At 71.3% G+C, this 24,882-nt stretch carries 23 protein-coding genes and 1 other RNA gene; 15 read left to right on the top strand and 9 right to left on the bottom strand.

From position 1 onward, the window contains the following. Nucleotides 1-16 precede the first annotated feature (16 nt). From BMW78_RS19305 to BMW78_RS19295, 3 genes are all read right to left on the bottom strand, one after another. Nucleotides 17-1,588, bottom strand: a complete 1,572-nt coding sequence (locus tag BMW78_RS19305) for a hypothetical protein (RefSeq protein WP_091763050.1) — start codon at nucleotides 1,586-1,588, stop codon at nucleotides 17-19. Continuing rightward, nucleotides 1,564-2,394 (bottom strand): ABC transporter ATP-binding protein, encoded by an 831-nt coding sequence (locus BMW78_RS19300; protein WP_091763048.1) that lies wholly within the window; start codon nucleotides 2,392-2,394, stop codon nucleotides 1,564-1,566. The genes BMW78_RS19305 and BMW78_RS19300 overlap by 25 nt, the downstream gene beginning before the upstream one ends. A 76-nt stretch (nucleotides 2,395-2,470) precedes the next feature. Continuing rightward, complete coding sequence (locus tag BMW78_RS19295; protein ID WP_245736014.1) at nucleotides 2,471-3,190, bottom strand: MBL fold metallo-hydrolase; 720 nt, start codon at nucleotides 3,188-3,190, stop codon at nucleotides 2,471-2,473. On the opposite strand from BMW78_RS19295, the gene BMW78_RS19290 reads away from it, so the two are divergent. Both BMW78_RS19290 and BMW78_RS19285 read left to right on the top strand, forming a co-directional pair. Further along, on the top strand, nucleotides 3,189-4,433 hold the full coding sequence (locus BMW78_RS19290; RefSeq protein WP_091763046.1) for an APC family permease: 1,245 nt from the start codon (nucleotides 3,189-3,191) through the stop codon (nucleotides 4,431-4,433). The genes BMW78_RS19295 and BMW78_RS19290 overlap by 2 nt on opposite strands. A 78-nt stretch (nucleotides 4,434-4,511) precedes the next feature. Next, the gene (locus BMW78_RS19285; RefSeq protein WP_091763044.1) at nucleotides 4,512-5,009 is read left to right on the top strand and encodes a hemerythrin domain-containing protein; all 498 of its coding nucleotides are present in this window, start codon (nucleotides 4,512-4,514) and stop codon (nucleotides 5,007-5,009) included. Between the two features lie 31 nt (nucleotides 5,010-5,040). Here the strand turns inward: BMW78_RS19285 and BMW78_RS19280 are convergent, their stop codons facing one another. Together BMW78_RS19280 and BMW78_RS19275 are read right to left on the bottom strand one after the other, a co-directional pair. Next, entirely contained in the window at nucleotides 5,041-6,159 is a 1,119-nt protein-coding gene (locus BMW78_RS19280) for a baeRF3 domain-containing protein (protein ID WP_143056351.1), read from the bottom strand. Nucleotides 6,160-6,238: 79 nt separating this feature from the next. Next, nucleotides 6,239-6,751: a metallophosphoesterase family protein gene (locus BMW78_RS19275; RefSeq protein WP_091763040.1), complete on the bottom strand. Its 513-nt coding sequence runs from the start codon at nucleotides 6,749-6,751 to the stop codon at nucleotides 6,239-6,241. A 115-nt stretch (nucleotides 6,752-6,866) separates the two neighbouring features. Between BMW78_RS19275 and BMW78_RS19270 the strand changes: the two genes are divergently transcribed. From BMW78_RS19270 to BMW78_RS19260, 3 genes are all read left to right on the top strand, one after another. Continuing rightward, nucleotides 6,867-8,564 carry a DUF5671 domain-containing protein gene (locus tag BMW78_RS19270; RefSeq protein WP_091763038.1) on the top strand — a complete coding sequence of 566 codons (1,698 nt, stop codon included), beginning with the start codon at nucleotides 6,867-6,869 and terminating at the stop codon, nucleotides 8,562-8,564. 79 nt (nucleotides 8,565-8,643) lie between these two features. Next, nucleotides 8,644-10,410, top strand: coding sequence for a glycoside hydrolase family 15 protein (locus BMW78_RS19265; RefSeq protein ID WP_091763036.1), 1,767 nt, complete (start codon nucleotides 8,644-8,646; stop codon nucleotides 10,408-10,410). Between the two features lie 167 nt (nucleotides 10,411-10,577). After that, nucleotides 10,578-11,291 carry a hypothetical protein gene (locus tag BMW78_RS19260; protein ID WP_143056350.1) on the top strand — a complete coding sequence of 238 codons (714 nt, stop codon included), beginning with the start codon at nucleotides 10,578-10,580 and terminating at the stop codon, nucleotides 11,289-11,291. 33 nt (nucleotides 11,292-11,324) lie between these two features. Here BMW78_RS19260 and BMW78_RS19255 read toward each other — a convergent pair whose 3' ends face one another. Then, nucleotides 11,325-11,819, bottom strand: a complete 495-nt coding sequence (locus tag BMW78_RS19255) for a MarR family winged helix-turn-helix transcriptional regulator (RefSeq protein ID WP_245736012.1) — start codon at nucleotides 11,817-11,819, stop codon at nucleotides 11,325-11,327. 104 nt (nucleotides 11,820-11,923) lie between these two features. On the opposite strand from BMW78_RS19255, the gene BMW78_RS19250 reads away from it, so the two are divergent. From BMW78_RS19250 to BMW78_RS19215, 8 genes are all read left to right on the top strand, one after another. Further along, nucleotides 11,924-12,418 (top strand): hypothetical protein, encoded by a 495-nt coding sequence (locus BMW78_RS19250; RefSeq protein ID WP_245736011.1) that lies wholly within the window; start codon nucleotides 11,924-11,926, stop codon nucleotides 12,416-12,418. Next, a complete protein-coding gene (locus BMW78_RS19245; RefSeq protein ID WP_091763030.1) occupies nucleotides 12,415-13,077 on the top strand; it encodes a gluconate 2-dehydrogenase subunit 3 family protein in 663 nt (220 codons plus the stop codon). Before BMW78_RS19250 ends, BMW78_RS19245 begins: the two co-directional genes overlap by 4 nt. After that, nucleotides 13,074-14,807, top strand: a complete 1,734-nt coding sequence (locus BMW78_RS19240; RefSeq protein WP_245736009.1) for a GMC family oxidoreductase — start codon at nucleotides 13,074-13,076, stop codon at nucleotides 14,805-14,807. Before BMW78_RS19245 ends, BMW78_RS19240 begins: the two co-directional genes overlap by 4 nt. Before the next feature lie 2 nt (nucleotides 14,808-14,809). Continuing rightward, nucleotides 14,810-16,603, top strand: a complete 1,794-nt coding sequence (locus tag BMW78_RS19235; protein ID WP_091763028.1) for a thiamine pyrophosphate-requiring protein — start codon at nucleotides 14,810-14,812, stop codon at nucleotides 16,601-16,603. Between the two features lie 148 nt (nucleotides 16,604-16,751). Continuing rightward, nucleotides 16,752-17,828 (top strand): enolase C-terminal domain-like protein, encoded by a 1,077-nt coding sequence (locus BMW78_RS19230; protein ID WP_245736007.1) that lies wholly within the window; start codon nucleotides 16,752-16,754, stop codon nucleotides 17,826-17,828. Beyond that, nucleotides 17,828-19,543, top strand: coding sequence for a cytochrome bc1 complex cytochrome b subunit (qcrB, locus tag BMW78_RS19225; RefSeq protein WP_091763024.1), 1,716 nt, complete (start codon nucleotides 17,828-17,830; stop codon nucleotides 19,541-19,543). The genes BMW78_RS19230 and qcrB overlap by 1 nt, the downstream gene beginning before the upstream one ends. Before the next feature lie 371 nt (nucleotides 19,544-19,914). Continuing rightward, the gene (locus BMW78_RS19220; RefSeq protein ID WP_091763022.1) at nucleotides 19,915-20,457 is read left to right on the top strand and encodes a flavodoxin domain-containing protein; all 543 of its coding nucleotides are present in this window, start codon (nucleotides 19,915-19,917) and stop codon (nucleotides 20,455-20,457) included. Between the two features lie 215 nt (nucleotides 20,458-20,672). Further along, nucleotides 20,673-21,020 (top strand): hypothetical protein, encoded by a 348-nt coding sequence (locus BMW78_RS19215; protein ID WP_091763020.1) that lies wholly within the window; start codon nucleotides 20,673-20,675, stop codon nucleotides 21,018-21,020. Nucleotides 21,021-21,099: 79 nt separating this feature from the next. Here BMW78_RS19215 and BMW78_RS19210 read toward each other — a convergent pair whose 3' ends face one another. From BMW78_RS19210 to rnpB, 3 genes are all read right to left on the bottom strand, one after another. After that, nucleotides 21,100-21,909, bottom strand: coding sequence for a DUF2182 domain-containing protein (locus BMW78_RS19210; protein ID WP_091763018.1), 810 nt, complete (start codon nucleotides 21,907-21,909; stop codon nucleotides 21,100-21,102). Nucleotides 21,910-21,915: 6 nt separating this feature from the next. Continuing rightward, the gene (locus tag BMW78_RS19205; protein WP_091763016.1) at nucleotides 21,916-22,518 is read right to left on the bottom strand and encodes a DUF1326 domain-containing protein; all 603 of its coding nucleotides are present in this window, start codon (nucleotides 22,516-22,518) and stop codon (nucleotides 21,916-21,918) included. A gap of 84 nt (nucleotides 22,519-22,602) precedes the next feature. Then, an RNA gene (rnpB, locus tag BMW78_RS19200) (RNase P RNA component class A) lies at nucleotides 22,603-23,000 on the bottom strand. Nucleotides 23,001-23,153: 153 nt separating this feature from the next. On the opposite strand from rnpB, the gene BMW78_RS19195 reads away from it, so the two are divergent. Both BMW78_RS19195 and BMW78_RS19190 read left to right on the top strand, forming a co-directional pair. Continuing rightward, nucleotides 23,154-23,996 carry a class II glutamine amidotransferase gene (locus BMW78_RS19195; RefSeq protein WP_091763014.1) on the top strand — a complete coding sequence of 281 codons (843 nt, stop codon included), beginning with the start codon at nucleotides 23,154-23,156 and terminating at the stop codon, nucleotides 23,994-23,996. A gap of 254 nt (nucleotides 23,997-24,250) precedes the next feature. Then, a partial coding sequence (locus BMW78_RS19190; protein WP_143056349.1) for a hypothetical protein occupies nucleotides 24,251-24,882 on the top strand: 632 nt, incomplete at its 3' end.

The following is a 24,882-nucleotide window of genomic DNA, read 5'->3' as shown; positions in this document are numbered from 1 at the left end:
TCCCGTCGCGGCCGGCTCAGCGGACCCGTACGAGGTCCTGCAGCAGCTCCGGCATCCGGCGCTCGAACAGCCGGGCCCCGACCCGGACGCCGACCACGGCGGCCCCTATGCCCGTCGCGACCCCGACCGGGAGCGCCACCCAGGCCGCCCAGGCGTGGCCGAACCAGGCCAGGGCCCCGAGGGCCAGCGCCGGCAAGGCGAGCAGCAGCACGGCGAGGCCGACGACTGCCTGCACGACGAGCGTGATCCCCGCACCACCCGGAGGTGTCCTGAACGGGCTCTCCCCCGGCCCCGGCACGGGGTACTGCTTGAGCGCGCTCGTCACGCTGGCCACCCCGAACCCGGCCAGCAGGAGGGCGGCACCGGCACCGAGGGTCGCGGGCAGCAGGTCCCAGCGGTCACCGAGGGCGGCGCCCACCACGGCATACACGGGCAGGCAGATCGTCCCGAGCACCGCGGAGGGGAACAGCCGGCCCAGCCGGTCGCTGACGCCGTCGACGGCGCTGGCGACGTGGAGCCAGAACGCCGTCGAGTCGTAGCCGACGTCGTTGTGCTGTCCCCACCCGAGCATGTAGGCCGACGCCAGGGGCATCGCGACCAGGGCCAGCTCGGAGCCGCCGAGGTGCCAGGCGAACAGCAGGCCGGCGGGGAAGAGCGTCGTGATGAGGGCGGGGAAGCCGAGCCGCGGGTCGCGCCGCCAGTAGATCGCCGAGCGCGCCGCGACCGCACCCAACGAGGTGCCCGGCAGCCGGCCCAGCAGCCCGATCCCCGACTCGGTGGCACCGGCGTCGCGGGCCGAGGAGCGGGGGTCGTGCACCGCCGTCACGAGCTGGCGCTGCCAGAGCAGGAGGAGCACCGCGACCAGTGCCCCGGCCAGGACGAGCCGCGCCAGGCCGGTGAGCAGCAGCCCGTCGGCGAGGTCGGCCGGGGCCGCCCACGCCCAGCCGAGCGGGGTCCAGCCCACCACCGTCGTCACCCCGGCAAGGTCGGCGAGGGTGAGCTCGAAGCTGCCCCCGACGCTCAGCGCAGGGGCGAGGCCGACGAGGGCGACGAAGCCCAGCACGGCGACGACGTCACGGCCGCGGCGGCTGGAGAGCAGGGTGGAGGCGGCAGCTGTGATGACCCGGCTCAGCAGCACGCAGGTCGCCAGGGCGAGGGCACCACCCACCACCGCACCGAGCAGCGGGAGCACCCCACGTGACCAGGTGACGAACGTGGCCAGCACCAGCAGGGTCGTGGCCACACCGGGCAGGCCGATGAAGCCCGCGGCGGCCAGCCCGATGGCGAGCTGCCGCTCCGGCACGGCGAACGTCGCGAAGCGGTTCGGGTCGAGGGTGGGGTCGGTGCCGAAGGCGACCACCGGCACCACCGCCCAGGCGAGCACGAGGAAGGCGCCGCCGAGGGTGAGGGCGGTGCGGCTCGGCTCGAGGTCCGGGAGGAAGCGCAGCGAGACCAGCCCCACGAGCACCAGGACGAGGATCCCGCCGCCGTAGAGCACGCCGAGCCCCATGCCGACGAGCGCAGCGGGGCTGCGGCGCAGCGTGTTCCGCAGCAGCAGGAGCTTCAGTCGGACGAGGTGTGCAACCACGCCAGCCCCTTCACGTCCGTGCTGCCACCGACCAGGTCGAGGAAGCGGTCCTCGAGGCTGGCCCCCGCCCGCACGTCGTCCAGCCTGCCTGCCGCCCGGACGTGGCCGCCGGCGATGATCGCGACGTCGGTGCAGATGCGCTCCACGAGGTCCATGACGTGGCTCGACAGCACCACCGTGCCGCCGCCCTCGACGTAACGGCTCAGGATGCCGCGAATGGTCTTGGCAGACACCGGGTCCACCGCCTCGAACGGCTCGTCGAGCACCAGCAGCCGTGGTCCGTGGACCAGCGCGCACGCCAGGGTGACCTTCTTCGTCATGCCCGCCGAGTAGTCCACCACCAGCTTGTCGGCGGCGTCGTCGAGGCCGAGCGCGGCGACGAGCTCGCCGGCCCGCTGCACCACGTCGTCACGGTCCATGCCGCGGAGCAGGCCGGCGTAGACCACCAGCTGCAGCCCCGTGAGGCGGTCGAACAGCCGCAGCCCGTCGGGCAGCACGCCGATGCGCGCCTTCGCCGCCACGGGGTCGGCCCAGACGTCGGTGCCGAGCACGTGGACACTGCCCTGGTCGGGGCGCAGCAGCCCGGTGGCCATCGACAGCGTCGTGGTCTTGCCGGCGCCGTTGGGCCCGACCAGCCCGTAGAAGGAGCCCCGCGGCACGTCGAGGTCGATGCCGGCGACGGCCACGGTCTGGCCGAACTGCTTGCGCAACCCCCGGATCCGCAGCGCCGGATCGGTGCCCGACCCGATGCCCGGCCCGGTGCCCGACGCGGTTGCAGGAGAAGGTGTCTGGGGTCCCCCGGTCATGCCCAGACGCTAGCAGTGCGGTGGTCGTGGACTCCGACGCCCACGCCCTGCGCCCGGGGTTGGTCCGAGCGCGGTGTCAGCGGCGGAACTCGACCGGTTCGCCGTGCCCGCAGTCACGGATCTCGGTGTCCTGGCCGCCGAGGTTGTCCGCCTGCGTGAGGTACAGGGTTCGGCCGCGCTCGCTGAGGAGCGCGTCGTGGATCGGCACGGCATACGGAGGGTTGACGCGTCGGAGGAAGCCGGTCATCTCTCGGCTGCGCATCCACGGCGCGTTGAGCGGGAACGCCAGCACGTCGACCTCGCCGGGCTCGGCGTCGAGCGCGTCCCCGGGGTGGAAGAGGGTGGGTTCCCCCTCGGCGCCGATCCGCACACCGGTGTTGGAGATCCGGGGGATCTCCTCGTGGATCAGCGCGTGCTCGCGTCCGACGGCCGCGACGTGAGCCCCGCCGACCGTCACCTCGTCACCCTGCTCGAACGCCTCGACGTCGACTCCGGCGTCCTGGAGCTGGGGGGCGGTGCCGGGGTCGGTGAAGAGCGTCGCCCCGGGGTTGGCCCGCAGCAGCTCGGGAAGCCGCTCGCGGTCGAGGTGGTCGGGGTGCTGGTGGGTGACGAACACGGCGGAGAGGTCGCGCTGGTCGAACGCCCGCGGCGACCAGATGCCGGGGTCGACGAGGAGCCGGGTGTCGGCGACCTCCACGAGCAGGCAGGCGTGTCCGAGGTGGGTCAGGCGCATGCCCCCACCGTATGCCGGGCCCTGCACGGCGTCGACGGGGCCGAGGTCGTAGCGTGCGGCCATGCCGCCCACCCTCGAGCGTCGCCTGGGCACCGCGGACGCAGTGGTCATCGGTCTCGGCTCCATGGTCGGGGCGGGCGTCTTCGTGGCCTTCGCGCCCGCCGCGGAGGCGGCCGGACCGCTGCTGTGGCTGGGCCTGCTGCTCGCGCTCGGTGTCGCCTACTGCAACGCAACCTCCTCCGCGCGACTCGCCGCCCTGTACCCCCAGTCGGGCGGGACCTACGTCTACGGGCGTGAACGGCTGGGCCGGTTCTGGGGCTTCCTGGCGGGCTGGGCGTTCGTCGCCGGCAAGCTGGCCAGCTGCGCGGCCATGGCCCTGACGGTGGGCACCTACCTCTGGCCGGCCGCCGCCCGTCCGGTGGCGGTCCTGGTGGTCGCCGCGGTCACCGCCCTCAACTACGTCGGCGTGCACAAGAGTGCCGTGGCCACCCGGATCATCGTCGGGCTGGTGCTGCTCGTCCTCACCGTCGTGGTGGTGACGGCCTGGGCCGCGCCCGCCGCCAGCTGCACCGCCTGCGCCGCCACCGGCAGCGGGACGCTGCTGGGCGTGCTGCAGGCCGCCGGGTTCCTCTTCTTCGCCTTCGCGGGCTACGCCCGCATCGCCACGCTCGGCGAGGAGGTCCGCGACCCCGCGCGCACCATCCCCCGCGCGATTCCCGTCGCACTCGCCATCACCGCAGCCGTGTATGCCACTGTCGGCCTGGCGACCTCCCACGCCCTGGGTGTCGACGGCTTGGCGGACAGCACCGCACCGCTCGCCGACGCCGTCACGGCCGCCGGCGCGGAAGGGCTCCTCCCGGTCGTCCGGGCGGGTGCCGCGCTGGCGGCCACCGGCTCGCTGCTCGGCCTGGTGCTGGGGGTCTCGCGCACCACGTTCGCGATGTCCCGCGACGGGTACCTGCCGCGCGCCCTCGACCGGGTCCACCCGGCATACCGCGTGCCGCACCGGGCCGAGGTGGCCGTGGGCGTCGTGGTGGGGCTGGCCGTGCTCGCGGGCGACCTTCGAGGCGCCATCGGCTTCTCGTCGGTCTGCGTGCTGACCTACTACGCCATCGCGAACGCCAGCGCGTGGACCCTCCAGCGGTCGCTGCGCGCGCGCGCCGTGCCGGCACTGGGGCTGGTGGGCTGCACCGCCGTCGGCCTCGCCCTGCCGCCCTCCTCGGTGCTCGCCGGCGCGCTGGTGCTCGCAGCCGGAGTGGTCCTGTGGCTCCTCCGCTTCCGCGCGACTCCGGACGTGCGCCCCTAGCATCGGGACAACGGCCCGCGTGCAGGCGCCCGGGCCACACCACGCGTCCCTCGGGGCGCGACTACTTGGGGAGAGACCATGTCGACCGACGCCATCGTGCTGCTGAAGAACGACCACAAGGAGATCCGCAAGCAGTTCAAGGACTTCCAGAGCCCCAAGGCCACGACGGCCCAGAAGGGCAAGACCGTCAAGAAGATCATCGAGCTCCTGACCATCCACACCTACATCGAGAACGAGGTCATGTACCCGCGGGTCCGCGACCTGCTGCCCGACCTCGAGGACGACGTGCTCGAGTCGTACGAGGAGCACCACGTCGCCGACGTCCTCGTCATGGAGCTGTCGATGATGCGCCCCACGGACGAGCGGTTCGAGGCCAAGACGACCGTGCTGATCGAGAACGTCGAGCACCACATGCAGGAAGAGGAGCAGGACTGGTTCCCCAAGGTGCGGACGGGCCTGGGGCGCAAGGCACTCCAGGAGCTCGGCGCCGATCTCGCCGCGGCGAAGAAGCGTGCCCCGAAGAAGCCGTCGCAGCCGAGCGCCCTCAAGAAGACGATCGACGCCGTCATCGCCTGAGCAGCCGACGCCGAGGCCTCTCTTCCGCGGCTCACCAGCGCAGCAGCGCGGCCGGCTCCGTCCCCAGGTCGGTGGCGGGGAGGCAGACGACCCGGCCGTCGTGGCGGACGGCCGCGGCCAACGCCTCGTCGAGCTCGCTGCCGTCAGCGGCCTCGGCGTCGAGCAGCAGGGTGTCGACCCTGCCGTCGCGGGCCGCCGCCAGGACATCGGCGGCGCCGTTCGCCGTGCGGCCGGTGCCCATCTGGTGGTGGTAGCGCTCCAGCCACTCGCGTCCCCGCTCGGCGAAGTGCTCCTCGACCAGCGCCCAGGCGGCGTCGTGCAGCCGCGCCGCCGTGAGCTCCTCCGGGTTGCCCTCCACCGCCTTCGGCCAGATCGCGGGGTACCGGCTCACGTGCCGGTACAGAGGGGCGTAGTAGCCGACGCAGGCCAGCACCAGGGGGACGTCGCCGTTGGTGTTGCCGAGCCGTGCCACGAGCGGTCCGTCGACAGCCCGGAAGTAGCGGTCGAGCGCCACCTTGTCGTAGTCGGCCTCGTTGCCCTGTCCGTGGAACTTCGTGCCGTTGCCCCCGACGGAGTGCGACTGGCCGTAGCGCTGCATCTCCTCCTGCGGGATGGCCTCGGCCATCGACCCGGGCAGGCCCGGCACGGGCAGCTCACCGACGGTCAGGCGGGTCGCCGCCAGGACCCGCACCGAGTTCTGGGCCAGGGCCAGGACGTGGAAGAGGCCGTCGGCCGCCGACACGGGCAGGAGCGGTCGCACGCGGAACGCCTCCCCCACCGCCACCTCCTCGGTGAAGGCGACCGGCACCCGGAAACGCGCGCTCACCCCCGGGGCGCAGAACAGCGCCAGTCCGTCGCTGAGCCCCTGCCAGAACGGCTCGTCGCCCACCAGCGACCGCGCCGGAGCCAGCAGGGCCTCGGCCTGCCGGGCATCGACGCCACGTTCGGCCAGGCGCGTCGTCGCCTCCGACAGCAGCCCACGCAGGCGGGACGGACCGCTGAGCGTCTCAGGCCCGAAGCGCGCCGTGGGGAGGAAGATCGACACGCACGGACCACTCGCGGCGGCCAGCCGCCGCAGCTCCTCGCGGGAGAGCAGGTCCACGTGGCCGAGGTTCTCCACACCGGTTCCCTGCGGCATGCTCACGCTCATCTGGTCCACCTCCGCTCCGCTCGCCCGCACCGTGCGGACTGACTCATTCCAACAGCGGCGCGGTCCGCCCTTTAGGGCCCTAGGTCCCGCGAGCCGTGGGGCGCTCGAGGCGGTGCAGCTCGACGTCGTGCACCCGGCCGTCCACCAGGGTCAGCGTCATGTAGGTGCAGTGGGGTTGCCGCCGCCGGTCGGTGGGTGAGCCGGGGTTGAGGAGTCGCAGCCCCTCGAACGAGGTGTCCCACGGGATGTGGCTGTGGCCGAAGACGAGCAGGTCCAGGTCGGGGTACAGCGCGCGCATCCGGGCCTCGCGGCCGCCGCTCGGGCCGGTTTCGTGCACCACACCGAGGCGCACGCCCTCCACCACCGCGGTGGCCAGCTCGGGCAGCCGCTCCCGCAGCCGAGGGCCGTCGTTGTTGCCCCAGACCGCCAGCATTCCGGCGGCGCGCTCCTCCAGCCGGTCGAGCAGCTCGGGCACCACCCAGTCGCCGGCGTGGACGACGAGGTCGGCGTCGCCGACCGCCGTCCAGACGGCTGCGGGGAGGTCGCGCGCCCGCTTCGGCACATGGGTGTCGGCGAGGAGCAGCAGGCGCACCCGGGCAGTATGCCGAGGACACGCACCGATTGCCCCTCAGGTCGAGACCAACGACCCTGACGTGCGGCTTCGCCGCCCGCCAGACTGGTTTCCTGCCCTGAAAGGGAGGTGTGACGTGGTCGTCGGTCTGCTTCTCCTGGTGGTGGTCGTCCTCGTCGTCGTGGCGGCGCGTCGTGGCCTGGGCCGCGAACGTGGCCCGGTGACGGAGGCCCACGCCATCCGCCGCTTCTTCCAGTACCTGCTGCTCTTCGGCTCGCTCGTCGTCATGGCGGTGGGCCTCGCGGGCCTGCTCGGCCGAGCACTCGACCGGAACCCCGTGGTGACCTCCGACGAGGTCGCACTCGCACGCGACCTCGCCTTCACGGTGGTGGGCGTTCCGCTGTATGCCGGTCTGGCGCTGTGGTCGCGCCGCCGCCTGCTCCTCGACCCCTTGGAGCGTGTCTCGTTCGCTTGGGCCTTCTACGTGACGGCGGCGGCGGTCACCTCCCTCGTCGTGGCGATGACCGGGTTCCAGTCGTCGCTGGGCTGGGCCCTCGGCGTCGAGCCCGACAACCCGCGAGCGCTGGCGCGGTTCATCGTGTGGGGCGCCGTCTGGGCGGCGCACTGGTGGCTGCACCTCCGGTTCGTTCCCGCGAGCCGGTCCGCGGTGCACCATCTGGCCGGCTCGCTCACCGGCCTGGTCACCACCGCCACCGGTCTGGCGACCCTGCTCGGCGGCGCGCTCGCGATGCTCTTCCTCGCTGGCGGGGACGCGGGGCCGAGCAACCGCGATGAGGCGATCCGCGGCGCCATCACACTGGTGGTCGGGGCGCCGGTGTGGTTCCTCTACTGGGTACGCACGGCAGCACGGCAGGAGCGCGACACCCTCTGGCTGGGCTACGTCCTCCTGCCCGGCGTGGCCGGCGGCCTCGTGACCGCCGTCGTGTCGGCGAGCACCGTCCTCTACACGGCGCTGGTCTGGTTCCTCGGTGACCCCGAGTCCACCGACGCGGTGCGTCACTTCAACGGCGCGCCGTGGGCGATCGGGGCGGCTGCCGCCGGCACCCTGGTCTGGTGGTACCACCAGCGGGTCCTCCAGGAGGCCCACCTGCCCACCCGCACCGAGGTTCGGCGCGTCTACGAGTACCTCTTGTCCGCCATCGGCCTGGTGGCGGCGGGGGTCGGCCTGGCGATGCTCGCGGTGTCCGGTGTCGAGGCGCTGACCAGAACCACCACCGAAGGCCTCGCCCAGAGCCCGGTCAACACGCTGCTCGCGTCGGCGACGCTGCTCGTCGTCGGCGGCCCGGTCTGGTGGTTCTACTGGCACCGCATCCAGCGGGCCTTCCACGCCTCCCCCGCCGACGAGGCCGCCTCGCCGACCCGGCGCGCCTACCTGCTCCTCCTCTTCGGGCTCGGTGGACTGACGGCGGTCGTCGCACTCGTCGTCGGTGTCTACCTCTTCTTCGAGGACCTCGTGCAGGGCACCGTCAGCGCCGAGACGCTCCGCAGCATGCGCGTCCCGATCGGCATCCTCCTGAGCACCGGCGCCATCGCGGCATACCACTGGGCCGTCCACCAGCGCAGCCGCTCCGCGGTGCCGGCCGCCGCGCACGGGCCGCGCTACGTCCTCCTCGTGGGTCCGGCTGATCCCGAGATCGCCAGGGCCGTGGCCCACGCCACGGGTGGGCGGGTGCAGGCCTGGAGCACCGAGGACGGCGGGGCGCCCTGGTCGGTCGACGCCGTCCTGGCCGCTCTCGCCTCCGCCCCCGACGAGGAGGTGCTCGTGCTCTCCGACGCGAGCGGGGTGCACGCCATCCCCGTCCACCGCCGCTGAGCTCCGCGGCTCCAGCTCACGGCGTTGCCACCGCTTCAATAATTGCGCCAATGCAATCGTTGCATGGTATTGATTGAGGATGGGTCGTCTGGACTCCTCCCTCTTCCCGCCGCACGTCCTGCGCGAGTACGCCCTGCTTGCGGACGGTGAACGGGGCTGCCTGGTCGGGCCGCGAGGGGACGTGGCGTGGATGTGCGCGCCGAAGTGGCACGATGACGCCGTCTTCGCGTCACTGCTGGGTGTGCCGAGCGCGTATGCCGTGACGCCCGCGCACGGTCGCTACGTGTGGGGCGGACGCTACGAGGACGGTTCGATGATCTGGCGCAGCCGCTGGGTCACGAGTGACGGGGTCATCGAGTGCCGAGAGGCGTTGTCCTTCCCCGGCGACCCTGACACGGCGGTGCTGCTGCGCCGGCTCCTCGCCACCTCGGGTCCAGCTCGGGTGCGGGTGCTGCTCGCGCCCCGGGCGGAGTTCGGCCGGTTCGGGCTGTCGCGGCTGAGACAGAGCGACGGCGTGTGGACCGGTCGCACGGGTTCGCTGCACGTGAGGTGGAGCGGCGCCGGGAAGGCCCGACCCCTCGGGGACGGTGTGCTCGAGCTGGATGTGGACGTGCCGGAGGGCGCTCACCACGACCTGGTGCTGGAGCTGTCCACCCGCCCCTGGGAGGGTCCCGCGCCAGACGCTGACGTGGCGTGGGAGAGCACTGAGCACGCCTGGAGCTGCGCCGTCCCCCGCATGGACGTGACCATCGCCGCGGACGACGCCCGTCAGTCCGCCGCCGTCCTGCGCGGCATGACCTCCAGCACCGGCGCCATGGTCGCGGCAGCGACCATGGCGCTACCGGAGCGCGCTGCCGAGGGCCGCAGCTACGACTACCGCTACGCCTGGGTCCGCGACCAGTGCCTCGCCGGCCAGGCGATGGCCGCCTGCGAGGGCCTGTCCCTGGTGGACTCGGCCGTCCGGTTCGTCAGCGAGAGAGTGCTCGCCGACGGTGACCAGCTCGCGCCCGCCTACACGGTGACGGGGGGGCAGGTGCCGGAGGAGCGCGCACTCCACGTGCCCGGCTACCCCGGTGGACGGAGCATCGTGGGCAACTGGGTCCGTGGCCAGTTCCAGCTCGACACCTTCGGCGAGGTCCTGCTCCTCCTCGCGGCCGCGGCAGGCCATGACAGGTTGGACGTCGACCACTGGAAGGCTGCCGAGACCACGGTGACCGCGATCCGGCGCCGGTGGAAGCGGCCGGACTCCGGGATCTGGGAGCTGAACCCCGAGCACTGGGCGCATTCCCGCCTGATGTGCGCAGCCGGGCTGCGCGCCATCGGGCGGCACGCGCCGACCAGGCAGGGAGCAGACTGGAGCTCGCTGGCTGACGCCATGGTGGCCGACGCGGCGCGCGACTGCCTGCACCCCACGGGTCGCTGGCAGCGCTCGCCCAGCGACGAGCGCGTCGATGCCAGCCTGCTCGTCCCGGGCATCCGTGGGGCCGTGCCGGCGTCGGACCCTCGCACCGTGGGGACCGTCGAGGCAGTGCGACGCGAACTCGGCTCGCACGGCTACCTGTACCGCTTTCGCCAGGACGCCAGGCCGCTCGGAGAGGCAGAGGGCGCCTTCCTGCTCTGCGGGTTCCAGATGGCCATGGCCCTCCACCAGCAAGGTGGGCACACGGAGGCGATGCGCTGGTTCGAGCGCAACCGGGCCGCCTGCGGGGCGCCCGGCCTGTTCACCGAGGAGTACGACGTCGAGCAACGCCAGCTGCGCGGCAACTTCCCCCAGGCGTTCGTGCACGCGCTCCTCATCGAGTCGGCGACCAGGCTCGCCGGCCCGAGCGCCATGCCGATGACCTGACCGTGGTGGGCCCAGGGCCACCCACCCCCCTTCCAGCGCTGATGAGGAGAGACGATGAGCGAGCACCGAAACGGCATCCCGGACGACGGGCGACGACCAGGTGGGCTGCCCCAGGTCGCCGCCGCCACCAGCGCCGCTCCTGGCCACCCATGCGGCCGGGGCCAGCGATGAGGACCCGCGACGTGGTCCGGCTGGCCTACGGCGCGGCCCTGTTGGTCGACCCCCAGCGGTGCTCCGTCGCCCTGACCGGCACTCGGCTGGACCGGCCCGGCCGCGTGACGGCCCGGGTCCTGGGCGCCAGGCAGGTCCTCCAGGCGGTCGTGCTCATGCGCGATGGGCGGAACCGGGTCAGGCGAGCCAGCCGGGCGGTCGACCTGCTCCACGCCGGCAGCATGCTCGTCCTGGCAGCGTGGTCACCAGGCCGGACCCGGACCGCCACGACCGACGCCGTCGTCGCCGCCCTGTTCGCGGGCCCCTCGCCGTCGCCGCGAGGACCCCGCCCAGCACCGCCGCTCGAACACGCCCCTGCTCCGAGCCCGACGTCGAGTCCCGACCTGCTCGACCTGCCGGCACCGGCCCGGCCCCGGGGAGCCGGCACGCCCCGGGACGAGGACGCCGACACCGGGCCGCGGGCACGCCGGCAGCGCGACGCGGACCGACAGGCAGCGGTCTACGAGGCGTTCACGGCAGGTAGCGGTGGCTCCCCGCAGCAGGCGCGGGTGGCGCTGGTGAGGGCGCTGGACGCGCGCGCGTTGCCGCTGCCGCCGCCGGCGTGGCTGGACGCCGTGGCCGCGGACATCGCCGCGGGGAACATCTACGTCGTGAGTGGTCCGGCCATGCAGGACGTGGGGCTGCAGCTGCCTCCGCACGAACCGCTGTGAGGTGTGGCCACACCACCCCGACACTCGCACCGGTCAGGACGGCAGGCCCAGGACCCAGGCCTCCTCGCCACGCGACGGCTCTCCCGCTGCCTCGGCGAACGACTCGAGCGCGCGGGCGAGGGCTCGTCGCTGCGTACCCTTCATCTTCGCCATGACCTCGAGGATCGAGGCACGGCGGTAGGCCATCACCCGCTCGACGACATCGTGGCCCTTCGAGGTGAGCTCCAGCGCGAGGTAGCGCCGGTCATCGGGGTCTTCGGTGCGCGCGAGCAGCCCGGCCACGACGAGCCGCTCGACCATGCGGGTCGCGTTTGACGGGTGCACGCCCAGCGCGTCCGCGACCTGCCCGAGGTTGAGACGGCCGCGGCTGGCCACGAGGACGAGAACACGCAGCTGAGGCATGGAGACGAGGTCCTCGACCTCGGCCACGGACCGGGCGACCACGCCCACGAGCACCCGCGCAGCACGCATCACCGCGTCGGCTTGGCGGTCGGGGTCGTCAGCGTGCGTCATCGCCTTGGCACTCACGCAAGGAAGTATGCCATTCGTTGCGCCGAAGCAAGAGTTGCGCTTGCCGTCTCGGGATGTCCGTGTGATCCTCGAAGAACCATTTGCGTCACCGCAATCATTGTTTGACAGCACTGGATATCTTCGAGGAGCTCACCGTGGCCGCTAACGCCGACCCCCTCACCACACCGCTGCTGGGCATCGACCGCCTCGTGCGCAACGTCCGGCACGGTCGGTTCGAGCGCACCCTGTCGGCACTGACCGCTGCCGGCGCGGTGGTCACTGCCGCCGAGATCTACTTCGAGCACGACAAGGCCAGTTTCGGCAACCCGTGGATGTGGTCGCCCGTGGCTCTCGGACCGATCGGGGCCGCGGCAGGCATCGCCGGCGTGGCGAGCGACCGGGCCGCCAAGACGGCCCTGCCCATTGCCTCCGCTGCGATCCTCGCCAACGGACTGCAGGGCACCTACCTGCACGCCCGCGCAGTCGCGCAGAAGCCCGGCGGGTGGCGCAACTGGCGATACAACGTGGAGATGGGCCCACCCCTGCTGGCCCCCCTCCTGGTCACCCTCGTCGGGGGCATGGGTCTGGTCGCGTCCGTCTTGCGGAGGGAGAAGTGACCCACTCCCGCCGTGCGCGCACGAGCCTCCCCCTCGACCCGGCGCACGGCGGCGGGCGCTATCCCGGTTTCGACACGATCGGGCAGTCCCAGCACTGGGACGCCGCGACCACCGGCGTGGTTGCTCCCCGGATCGGGATCCCCACGGACCTGCGCTTCTTCACGCCGCACGAGGAGGACCTGGCCTGCGCCCTCACCGACCAGCTCCTGGGACAGCGCGAGGACCCTCGCGTACCGGTGGTGAGGATGATCGACGCCCGGCTCGCCGAAGGACAGGCCGACGGGTGGCGCCACGTCGACATGCCATCAGACGGCCAGGCCTGGAGAGACAGCCTGGCGGGACTCGAGCAGGACGCGCGCGAGGCCTTCGACACCGGGTTCGTGGGTTGCTCCTGGGAGGACCAGACGGCGGTCCTCCACGCCGTCCGCAACGCCACCGGGAAGTGGCACGGCATGCCGGTCACGTGGGTGTGGAGCCTGTGGACCCGCTACGCGGACACCGCCTTCTACTCCCACCCGTGGGCCTGGGACGAGATCGGGTTTGGCGGCCCTGCATACCCTCGGGGATACAAGAACATGGGCCTCGACGCCCGTGAGCCGTGGGAGGTGCAGGACACCCGTCCCGGCCTGGACCCCCTCGCCGGCGAGGGCGGGTCGTGAAGGGGCTCGGCGCGCGGTCCCTGCGGCGCCGGAACGAGTCGGCGTGGCTGGTCCCGGCGGATGGCCGCGACGTCAACCACCGACTCCGCGCCGACATGCGCACCTTCGAGGACGACGACGAGGTCGACCTCGTTATCGTCGGTTGCGGCGCGGGTGGGTCCACCCTCATGCAGCGCCTGGCGCGCCAGGGCTGGCGCGTGGTGGCGTTCGACGCGGGCCCGTTCTGGGACCCCGAGCGCGACTGGGTCAGTGACGAGGCGGGCTCGCACCACCTCTACTGGAACGAGCCACGCGTCATCTCTGGCGAGAACCCCGTGCCGTTGGGATCCAACAACTCGGGCCGCGGAGTGGGCGGCTCGATGGTCCACTTCGCCGGCTACACCCCCCGGTTCCACCCCAGCGACTTCCGCACCCTCTCCCAGGACGGGGTCGGAGCGGACTGGCCGATCGCATACACCGACCTGCGCCCGTACTACGAGGACATCGAGGGCGAGCTCCCGGTCGCCGGCGAGGACTGGCCCTGGGGTGACCCGCACCGGTACCCGCACTCGGCACACCCCGTCAGCGGGAACGGTGAGGTCTTCCTGCGAGGAGCCGAGGCCCTCGGCATCACGGCCAAGGTCGGGCCGGTTGCGATCGCCAACGGCCGGTTCGGCCACCGGGCCCACTGCATCTACCGCGGATTCTGCCTGCAGGGGTGCAAGGTCAATGCCAAGGCCTCGCCCCTCATCACCCATGTCCCCGACGCCCTCGCGCACGGTGCCGAGGTCCGCGCCGATGCCATGGTCACCCGGATCGAGGTCGACGACCGCACCGGACGCGCCACCGGGGTGCACTTCGTGCGGCGGGGCAGGCAGCGGTTCCAGCGGGCGCGGATGGTGGCGGTGGCCGGCTACTCCATCGAGACACCGCGCCTGCTGCTCAACTCGGCGTCCACCCGCTTCCCCGACGGCCTGTGCAACGACTTCGACCAGGTCGGCCGATACCTGATGGTGCAGGGCGCACCCCAGAGCGCCGGCCGGTTCGAGGCGGAGGTCCGGATGTGGAAAGGGCCACCTCCCGAGGTGAGCACGGAGGCGTTCTACGAGACCGATCCGACCAAGCCGTACCAGCGGGGCTTCTCGGTCCAGACCGTCTCTCCCCTGCCGATCACCTGGGCCGAGCACGTCTCGGCGCAGGGCCACTTCGGCGACGACCTGCGCCGGTACATGACGGACTATCCCCACTGGGCCTGCCTCGGGGCTCTCTGCGAGTTCCTGCCCCAGCCCGGGAACCGGGTGACCCTGGCCTCGGAGAAGGACCGCCACGGCATGCCAGTGGCCCACTTCTCCTACTCCCAGTGTGACAACGACGGGATGCTCATGGAGGCGGCGCGCGAGGTCATGGAGTCGATCCTGCGAGCCGCAGGGGCGAGTGAGGTCATCACCATCGACCGGTTCGCGCACCTCGTCGGCGGGGCAAGGATGGCCGCGGACGAACGCCATGGAGTGGTGGACGCCTCGTGTCGCAGCTTCGCGGTCCCCAACCTGTACATCACCGACGGCAGCGTGCTGCCGACTCAGGGCAGCGCCAACCCTGCCCTGACCATCATGGCCGTCGCGGCTCGCACGGCGGACCTGCTCGCGCGCGGCGCTCGCGGCGGCTCTCCCGCCCCGGCCGCCTCTGTGGCCCGGGCCGTTTCCTCCGGGCCGGCCCAGTCCAACACCGCCAAGTCCAACACCCAGGAGTAGACATGGCTGCACCCACCGTTTCGGACCACCTGCTGGAGCGACTGCGTGGCTGGGGGGTCGAGCACGTGTTCGCCTTCCCCGGAGACGGCATCAACGGAATCCTCGCCGCGTTCGGGCGCGCCGACAACACACCCCAGTTCGTCCAGTCCCGGCACGAGGAGATGTCGGCCTTCGAAGCCGTCGGCTACGCCAAGTACGGCGACCGCGTCGGGGTGTGCATGGCCACCTCGGGCCCGGGTGCCGTGCACCTCCTCAACGGCCTCTACGACGCCAAGCTCGACCACGTGCCGGTGGTGGCCATCGTCGGGCAGACCGCGCGGAGCGGCATGGGTGGTTCCTACCAGCAGGAGGTCGACCTGCTGAGCCTGTACAAGGACGTGGCGAGCGACTTCGTCCAGATGGTCACGGTGCCCGAGCAGCTGCCGAACGTGCTGGACCGGGCCATCCGGACGGCGATGGCGGAGCGGGCACCGACGGCCGTGATCATCCCCTCGGACGTGCAGGAGCTGGAGTACTCGGCGCCGACCCACGCGATGAAGATGGTGCCCTCGAGCATGGGGATCCGCTGGCCCGACGTCGTGCCGCGTGACGAGTCGGTCCGCGAGGCGGCCGAGCTGCTGAACAGTGGCAGCAGACCCGCGATCCTCATCGGTCAGGGGGCACGCGGTGCCCGGGCCGAGATCGAGCAGGTGGCCGAGCTCCTCGGCGCCGGCGTGGCCAAGGCGCTGCTCGGCAAGGACGTGCTCTCCGACGAGCTGCCGTGGGTGACGGGGTCGATCGGTCTGCTCGGCACGCGACCCAGCTACGAGATGATGGCGGACTGCGACACCCTCCTGACCGTGGGGTCGAACTTCCCCTACACCCAGTTCATGCCGGCGTTCGATCAGGCCCGCGCCGTCCAGATCGACCTCGACGGCAAGTTCATCGGCATGCGCTACCCCTACGAGCTGAACCTCGTCGGCGATGCGGCGGCGACACTGCGGGCCCTGATCCCGCACTTGCGCCGCAAGGAGGACCGCGGCTGGCGGCAGAACATCGAGTCCAACGTCGCGGACTGGTGGGGGGCGATGGCGCGCGAGGCCCGGGTTGAAGCAGATCCGGTGAACCCCCAGCTGCTCTTCCACGAGGCCTCCGAGCAGCTGCCCCCCAACGCGATGGTCGCGGCGGACTCGGGGTCGTCCGCGAACTGGTACGCCCGCCAGCTCAAGTTCCGGGCAGACATGCGCGGGTCGCTCTCCGGGACCCTCGCCACGATGGGCCCCGGTGTCCCCTACGGGATCGGCGCGAAGTTCGCCCACCCGGACCGGCCCGCCGTGGTGTTCGCCGGGGACGGCGCCATGCAGATGAACGGCATGGCCGAGCTGATCACCGTCAAGCACTACTGGCAGCAGTGGAGCGACCCGCGGCTGGTCGTCGCCATCCTGCACAACAACGACCTCAACCAGGTCACGTGGGAGATGCGGGCCATGGAGGGTTCACCCAAGTTCGAGGAGTCCCAACGCCTCCCGGACGTGGACTACGCGAGCTTTGCGAGCAGCCTCGGCCTCCACGCGGTTCGCGTCACCGAGCCCGGCCAGCTGGCGGATGCCTGGCGTCAGGCCTTCGGCGCCGACCGACCCACCGTGCTGGACGTGCACGTCGACCCGGATGTGCCCCCAGTGCCGCCGCACGCGACCTGGACGGAGATGAAGGCCACCGCCCGTTCGCTGCTCAAGGGCGACGAGGACCGCTGGGGCGTGGTCCGGGAGGGTGTCAAGACCAAGATCGCCGAGGTCATGCCGGGCGGTGACGGATGATCACCGGCGCGCCGCCCGCGGCGCGTTTCGCCATCCACGACGTCGAGTGGATGCGGGGTGTGCAAGGCGACCACCCCGACGGCACGAGGGGGTCCGACACGTGACCCACCAAGGACCTGGGCCCATCTGGCGGACAGGAGTCGACGCCGTGCAGGTAAGCGCGTACACCGTCCCGACCGATGCGCCGGAAGCCGACGGGACACTGGCCTGGGACTCGACCACCCTGGTGCTGGTGCAGGTCCTTGCCGCCGGCACCGTGGGCACCGGCTGGACCTACGCTCCCGTCGCCGCCGCGCGCCTGGTGGAGGAGCTGCTGACCCCCGTGGTGTGCGGTGCCGACGCGTTCGACGTGCCCGGCGTCTCGCAGTCGATGATCCGCGCAGTGCGCAACGCCGGTCGTCCAGGCCTGGCTTCGTACGCGATCGGCGCGGTCGACGTCGCACTGTGGGACCTCAAGGCACGGTTGCTCGGCATCCCCCTGCACCGGCTGCTGGGCAGCGTACGCAGCGAGGTTCCGATCTACGGCAGCGGCGGCTTCACGGCATACGACCAGGCCCAGCTGGCGCACCAGCTCGAGGGGTGGGTCCAGCAGGGCATCCCACGGGTGAAGATCAAGATCGGGGAGTCCTGGGGCACACGCCCCGAGCGGGACCTGGAGCGCATGCGGCACAGCCGCGAGCTGATCGGCGCCGAGGTGGAGCTCTTCGTCGACGCCAACGGCGGGTACACCGCCAAGCAGGCGGTGCGGGTGATGCGGGCAGCCCATGACCTGGACATCCGGTGGTTCGAGGAGCCGGTGTCCTCCGACGACCACGCGGGGTTGGGCCAGGTGCGCGCCGCCGTCGACGCCGACGTCGCCGCCGGCGAGTACGGCAATGACCTCTACTACTTTCGACGGCTGTGTGAGACGGGAGCCGTGGACTGCCTACAGGCGGACGCGTCGCGCTGCGGTGGCATCACCGAGTGGCTCCGCGCGGCTGCGGTGGCGGCCTCGTTCGGGCTCGACGTGTCGGGTCACTGTGCGCCCCACCTGCACGTCCACGTCGCCGCGGCGACCGCCAACCTGCGCCACCTCGAGTGGTTCCACGACCACGTGCGGATCGAGTCGATGTTCTTCGACGGAACCCTCGACCCTCGAGGCGGCACCCTCACGCCGGACGACGACGCACCCGGCCATGGCCTCACCCTCCGCACCGCGGACGTCGCCCAGTACCGGGTGTCGTGATGGCAGTCGAACGGCAGCTCGGGGGGCTTGCAGGGTGGATTGACGACCGGACCGGCGTCACCCAGCCCGCAGGTCGGTTGCTGCGCAAGGTCTTTCCCGAACACTGGTCCTTCATGCTCGGTGAGGTGGCGCTGTACTCGCTGGTCGTGCTGCTCGTCACCGGGACGATCCTGACGGTGTGGTTCGTCCCCAGCGCAGGACGGGTCGTCTATGACGGCACCTATGCGCCCCTTCGAGGCATCACCGTCAGCGAGGCGTACCGGTCGACGGTCGACATCTCGTTCGACGTGCGGGGTGGCCTGCTGATCAGGCAGGTCCACCACTGGGCGGCCCTGCTCTTCACGGTGGCCATCGCGGTCCACATGGGACGGGTGTTCTTCACTGGGGCGTTCCGCAAGCCACGTGAGCTCAACTGGCTGATCGGGACGACCCTGTCGCTGCTGGCGATCATCGAGGGTTTCGCGGGCTACTCACTGCCCGACGACCTGCTGTCCGGCACCGGCCTGCGCATCGCGAACGGGCTGATGCTGTCAGTGCCGGTCATCGGCAGCTGGCTGGCCTTCGCCGTGTTCGGTGGCCCCTTCCCGGGGCACGAGATCATCCCACGCCTCTACACCGCCCACGTCCTGGTGCTCCCGGCGCTCATCGTCTCGCTCGCGGTGGTGCACGTGCTGGTCGTGGTCGTCCAGAAGCACACCCAGTTCCGGGGACCAGCCCGGACCAACAGAAACGTCGTGGGCTTCCCGCTGCTCCCGGTGTATGCCGCCAAGGCCGGCGGCTTCTTCTTCATCGTCTTCGGCGTGGTTGCCCTCATCGCCGGACTGGTCGCGATCAACCCCATCTGGCTCTTCGGTCCGTACGACCCCACCGCCGCGTCGGCCGGGTCGCAGCCGGACTGGTACATGGGCTTCGCCGAGGGAGCACTGCGACTCATGGCTCCGGTGGAGATCCATGCCTTCGGTCACACCCTGAGCCTGAACGTCCTTCTTCCCGGTGTGCTCCTCATGCCCATCATGTACGGGGTCACAGCCAGCTACCCCTTCCTGGAGCGGTGGGCCACTCGCGCGGGGCCACAGGAGCACCACCTCCTGGACCGGCCGCGTGACGCTCCAGCACGCACAGCCATCGGTGCGGCCGCGCTGGCCTTCTACACGGCGCTGTTCCTCGCCGGGGGCAACGACATCATCGCGCTCAAGCTGCACCTGTCGCTCGAGGCGATCACCTGGACCCTGCGCGTGGCGGTCCTGGTCGGACCAGTCCTCGCAGCGTGGGCAGCACACCGGACCTGCCTGTCGCTGCAGCGTCGCGACCGTGCCCAGGTGGTGCACGGCCGAGAGACGGGGAGGTTGGTCCGCACGGCCGGAGGCGGCTTCTTCGAGAGGCACGAGAAGCTGTCGCCCTACGACGAGTGGCGACTGGTGGCGCGCGGACAGCCGGACACGGCCACCGGGTCCCGGGCCGTCGTGCCGAGCTCTGAGACCTCTGGCCCGAGCCACAGGCGCGACCGGTCCCACTGCGACGACGTCAGCACGCCCGAGCCATCGACCGGGTTGCGGGCCCGACTCCGCACGGCAGCCGCGCGGTGGTACTCCTCCGACCCGGTCCCCGTTGCTCGGGCGGGGGACCAACAGCGCGCCGAGCAGCTGTCACGAGTCAACCGAGCGGCCCTGCAGCACGAACAGATAGGTGGCCCCACCCGTGCTGAGCAGGACTGAGGTCGCGAGGGGCGCCTCTGGCCCTGTCCGGCCGGGCACCTGGTCAAGACCCTGCTTCCATGGGGGCGCCGTGGTCGGTGGATGCCGTCCTCACCGCCCTGGCCGCGGCACCAGACGAGGAGGTGCTGGTGCTCTCGGAGGCCAGAGGGGTACACGCGATCCCCGTGCACCGCCGCTGAGCTCCGCGGCGTCCGGTTGGGAACAAGGTCCCTACCTGGGTCGGTCTGGGCAGCCGACAGTGATGACAACTGCAACGACCGGGAGGCGGGACCCAGATCGCCTCCGCGACCCGGGGGGTGACCGAGCGGCGCAGCGGCCGAGCCGTCACCCAACCCACTGATCTGACCCGCCTACTCGAGGAGGTCGGCCCCATGGCGAGAGTGCTCATCACCTACGGAACCACCGAAGGACACACCGCCACAATCGCCGAGGTCATCGCCGACGTCCTGCACGACCTCGGTCACGACGTGCAGACCGCCGACATCACCACCTTGGAACACACGGTTCCGGACGGCTACGACGCCCTGGTCATCGGAGCGTCCATCCACATGGGGAAGCACGACAAGCACGTGGTCGAGTTCGTGCGCAGGAACCACGACACCCTGGAGCGGCTCCCCTCGGCCTTCTTCTCCGTCAGCCTCGCCGCCCACGGGGACACCCAGGAGGCACAGGGGTACGTGGAGGAGTTCGCGGAAGAGACCGGGTGGCACCCCGACAAGATCGCCCTGTTCGGCGGAGCGCTGCTCTACACCCACTACGGCTTCGTCAAGCGGCACATGATGAAGAAGATCGCCGGGGACAAGCCGGGCCACCTCGGGACCGACACCTCCCGTGACTACGTCTACACCGAGTGGGACGCGGTCAAGCGGTTCGCCGAGCACTTCGCGGGCCAGCTCGAGTCGGCGTCAGCCTGACCGGCGTCAGCGGGGCCTAGGTCCACGGCTCAGGCTGGCGCTTCCTGGCGCTTCCTGGCGCTTCCTGGCGCTTCCTGGCGCGAGAGCTGACCCCCGCCCGGCGCCGTCAGCTGCTCGTGCGCCGGGTACCCGCACGAGACTCGGGTCCAACGGCTCTGTCCCAGGCCTCTCTGCAGCGAACGCTTGAAGGTGGAGAGAGAAAGGAGGGGAGAGAGATGACACAGACCCAGATGAAGGGGCAGACCTCGGTGGACCATCTTCCGCGGCTGTTCCGAAGCCGTACCGTCGACTACACGCTGATCACCCTTGGCGTCGTCGTCGCGGCGTTTGGTGCGTACACCTACTTCGCACCGACCAGCTGGGTGCTGGCTGGCCTCAGCGCGGCCTGGTACCTCGGGTGCTTCATCGCAGGCGGTGTTCTGCTCACCGCAGGCCTTGGAATGCTCGGCGCCAGCCTTCGCGACCGGTCCGGTAACTGGACCGCCCCTGCCATCACGAGTTTCGCGCTCGGCGCGCTCGCCCTGGCCGGTGCGGTGACCGCCGCGGTCGTCCTGATCGTCTGACTGACGGTCTGACGGGATCGCCCAGCGGTTCTCCTCACGAAGCCTCCGCCTTCCCGCGGGGGCTTCTGTGTCGAGGACGTCAGCCGGCGGACATCATGGGGCCGCCAGGGATGGTCAGCCCCGGCAGCATCTGGGGCGCGGCCAGCAGGAGCACGGCCAGGACGAGCAGCAGGACCGCGGTGGCGTAGGTGGCGCCACGGCCCCACGGCAGCGTCTTCTCGACGGCGATGATGCCGGCCACCACAGCCATCCACGAGAGGCTCATCACTCCCAGCGCGAACAACGCGGCCATCAGTCCCCAGCAGCAGCCAACGCACCAGGCACCGTTGCGCGCGCCCATCTGCACCGCGCCGGTCCGACCCTCTCGCCACGACCCGAGGAGCGCGCCCAACGGACTGCGGCACTTGCCCAGGCACACGTCCTTCAGCGGCGTGAGCTCGTAGGCAGCCGCGACAGCCAGCATCGCAGCGGCCAAGCCGCGACCCGCGTGGTCCCACCGGAGCGCGTCACCGAACAGGGCGCCGGCGAGCACGCCGACCGCATAGGCGACGAACCCCGCGCCGGTCCACGTCAGGAGGTAGCCGACGGCGAACATCCACGGCGACAGCGGCGAGCTCCGCTGCGTGAGCCGTGTGTACAGCGCGATGGTGGGTGCCACCGATGGCAGCATCATCGCCGCCATCATGACGACCCAGACACCGAGGAACCAACCCAGACCGCGCAGGCCGGACCAGGGCCCGGCGTCCATGCCGCTCATCTCGTGCGCGGCCCAGACCCAGCCGAGCACGGCGAGGGTGAACAGTGCGGCGACCAGGCCGAGCCGCGCACGCACCGCTGCGTATGCCGGGCTCAGGCCGTCGCCGGCACCGGGTGCGGTGGACGATCCCATGGCCGATCAGGCGGCCCAGGAGAACTCCGACGTCGACAACCCCGTCTTGCCCTCGTAGGAGATGCCGAACGCGTTGATCCGGCTGCTCCGCGCCTCCGCCATGGTGAGGTCCGAGGCCACCGGGTGGAACATCCCGTGGAAGCGCACGGGCTCACCCGTCTCCACGCCGAACGGGACGACGTCCTCGATCTCGAAGTCGATGGTGTCGCCGACCCGGACACTGTGCCGAAGGCCGTCGTCGGTCACCTCTATCGTGGCCCGCTCCACGCCGACCACCTCACCGATCAGCGGGGCCAGGGCACCCATCGGCCCACCCAGCTGCCCGCCGAACACCTTGACCAGCATGTCGAACTGCTGGTCGCTGGCCTCCGCGTCGATGTACACGCCAAGGCGCCAGTTGCCCTCGGTCATCACCTTGGGCGTGTCTGCGATCAACGCGACCCTGCGCCCGGCGATGTCGGTGCCTTCGACCTGGCCCTCGCGGATGTTGAACACCAGAGTCACCCGGCAGAAGTCGTAGGTGGCTCCGTGGTCGAACGAGAGGTTGCACGGACACATCAGCTCGCACGAACAGGTCTCCAGGTAGCTGCCAGCCAGGTTCCAAGCCATGGCGGACCCCTTTCTCGCCTCATTCGAGTGTTCTCCCGCAGGTCCGAGCCGTCAATGACCGAAGCGAGGCACACCCACGAGGGGTGGATGAGTCGGCCGATACGCCGGGTTCTGTTCCGCGCCGCCGTTACCAGCGGCGCGGCGACGGTCATCCATCTACGACAGCCGTTGCCGACTGCCTCCAGCGCTCTACCCGTGTGCTCGGGCGGGCAGCCCTCGGACGCACACTGTCTGAGCTTGCTCCCAGTGGGGTTTACCAAGCCGACCCCGTCACCGGGGCCGCTGGTGGTCTCTTACACCACCGTTTCACCCTTGCCCTGACGCCTACCGGCCCGAGGGCCGGCGGTTCGCCTTGGCGGTCTGTTTTCTGTGGCACTGTCCCGCGGGTCACCCCGGGTGGCCGTTAGCCACCACTGCGCCCTGTGGAGCCCGGACGTTCCTCGGCGGTGATTGCTCACCGACGCGACCGCCTGGCCGACTCATCCGCCACCAAGGATAGGCGAGGTATGCCGCGTGGTCGCCACGCGGCATACCTCGCCATCTCCCCGCGGGGCCTGCTGAGCGAGTCCAGTCACCCGCAGAGGGTGATCCGGGCCCATCCGGGACCTGCTGCGATGGGTCGGAAGGAGGCGACGATGTGTCGATGGCTCGCGTACTCAGGATCACCGGTCTGCCTGGAGGACCTGCTCTACAAGCCCCAGAACTCGCTGGTGGTGCAGAGCAAGCACTCACGGATGGGGGCCGAGACGACGAACGGTGACGGCTTCGGGGTGGGCTGGTACGGCCGCCACACCGTGCCGGGCATCTTCCGCAGCACCGAACCCGCGTGGAACGACCGCAACCTGCGTGAGCTGTCGTCGCAGGCGCTCTCCGGGCGGGTCTTCGCGCACATCCGGGCCTCCACCGGCTCGCCGGTGCAGCAGTCGAACTGCCACCCGTTCCGGCGCGGCGAGTGGCTGTGGATGCACAACGGGCTCATCCGCGACTTCCACCTCGTCAAGCGTGACCTGGTGCTGGAGATCGACCCCGAGCTGTACCCGGAGATCGAGGGTTCCACGGACTCGGAGGTGTTCTTCTACCTCGCCCTCAGCTACGGGCTGGCTGCAGACCCGCCGGCCGCCGTCGCCCGCGCGGTCGGGCACATCGAGGAGACCGGCCGGCGTCACGGTGTGGAGCACCCGATCCAGATGACCGTGGCCACCACCGACGGTGTGACCACGTGGGCGTTCCGGTACTCCAGCGAGGGCCAGTCGCGCTCGCTGTTCCACAGCACCGACATCTCGACCCTTCGGGAGCAGTACCCCGACTACCCACTGCTGCACGGGCTGTCGGACGACACCCGGCTGGTCGTCTCCGAGCCGCTCGGAGACCTGCACGGCGCGTGGCGGGAGGTGCCCGAGTCCACCTGCCTCACGGTGCGCGGTGGGCAGATGGACATCGCCGACTTCACCCCGAAGGCTCCCCGAGCAGCGGCCTGAAGCAGGGACGGCACGTGGCCACCGCGGGGCATCTCGACAACCCGGACGACTTTCCCGGGTCGTCGAGCCGGTCGCGCCCAGGGCTGCGCCGAGAGGTCGCCAGGGGGCTGGGAAGGGTGCACCTCGGGCGGCCACGGCTGGTGTCACTCAGCCACCCTGACGAGCGGGCAGGCGGGCCGGCCGGCGCGAGTGAAACGGCCCGTGGGCGACCCGGCGGGGCGGAAGGCGATGGGGCGAGCCCGTCGTTGGCGGACGTGGCGCTGGGCACGTCGGCGATCGGCATCGGGGTAGCGGGTCGCCTGATGCGGGCCGGCGCGTCGGCGGCACGACCCGTGGTGGGCTTGGCGCTGCGCCCACCGCTGGTGCCGTCGGCTCTGCAGCCGGAGCGACTGCTGGGAGGCCTGGGGTGCATCGGGGCAGACCAGCGACGCCTGATCGAGCAGAGGGTGTCGGCGGTGGTCGACGCCGTTGTCCCGTCGGCTGTCGAGGTGGTGCTGTCGCGCCTGGACCTCACCGAGCTCGTCCTGCACCACGTCGACCTCGACACCGTGGTGGCGGCCGTTGACCTCGACACGGCGGCCTCACGCCTCGACGTCGATGCCGTGGCAGCACGGCTCGCCCTGGAACCCGTCCTCGAGCGCGTCGACATCGACGGCATCGCCTCACGCATCGACATCGATGCCATCCTCGACCGGCTCAACCTCACCAAGCTCGTCCAGCAACGCGTCGACCTCAACGCGATCGCGGCCGACCTGGACATCGACGCCATCCTCGACCGGCTCAACCTCACCGAGCTCGTCCAACAACGCGTCGACCTCAACACCATCGCCGCCCAGCTGGACATCGACGCCATCCTCAACCGGCTCAACCTCACCGAGCTCGTCCA

The sequence above is a fragment of the Pedococcus cremeus genome (assembly GCF_900111375.1).
Lineage (GTDB): Bacteria > Actinomycetota > Actinomycetes > Actinomycetales > Dermatophilaceae > Pedococcus_A > Pedococcus_A cremeus.
Note: the sequence above shows the minus strand (reverse complement) of the source record. Positions and strands in the feature narration are given on the sequence as shown.